General features: G+C 56.5%; 1 protein-coding gene. It reads left to right on the top strand.

Translation table 11 applies throughout. The features are described 5' to 3' along the window. On the top strand, positions 1-581 hold a 581-nt coding region (locus tag AC1RO3_RS08340; protein WP_481763981.1), incomplete at both ends, for an RNA ligase family protein.

Genomic DNA, 581 nt, shown 5'->3' with positions numbered 1-581 from the left:
GACCGAGAAGCTGGGTATCGAGAAGTGGGAGAAACCGATTCCGGTGTCGCTGCGCGGCGTGTCGCGTGGCAACTTCCCGTCGTTCATTCCGAAGACGGATCAGGAACGCATCCAGAACATCGAACGCCTCGTGTTCGACAAGTATGCGGAAGAAGTGTTCCAAGAATCTACGAAGATGGACGGTTCGTCGCTCACGGCCTACTACATTCCGCCGTCGAGCAAGTACTTTGCGACGGCCGCCAAACCGGACGCAGAGGGCAACCTCCCTGAATTTGTGGCTGGTGTGTGCTCGCGTAACCTCGATCTGGTGGAGACTGAAGGCAACCAGTTCTGGAAAACGGCGCGCGAAGAGCAGGTCCTCGAAAAGCTGGCGACGCTGGAGCGCGCGGTAGCAATCCAAGGTGAGCTGTGCGGTTCGGGTATTCAATCGAACTTCGAAGGATTCCCCGAGGGCTACTACGGCTTCTACGTGTATGACATCTTCGACATCGAGAATCAGGAATACCTGCGTCCTTCGGAAGTCGAACACATCGTACGTGAGCTGGGCCTGAAGCATGTGCCGGTCACCAGCTATTTCAAGC

It is taken from the genome of Dellaglioa sp. CoH-57-MRSF-19, from assembly GCF_056781975.1.
The sequence above is the reverse complement of the archived record's forward strand: the minus strand, read 5'-3'. Positions and strand labels throughout refer to the sequence as shown.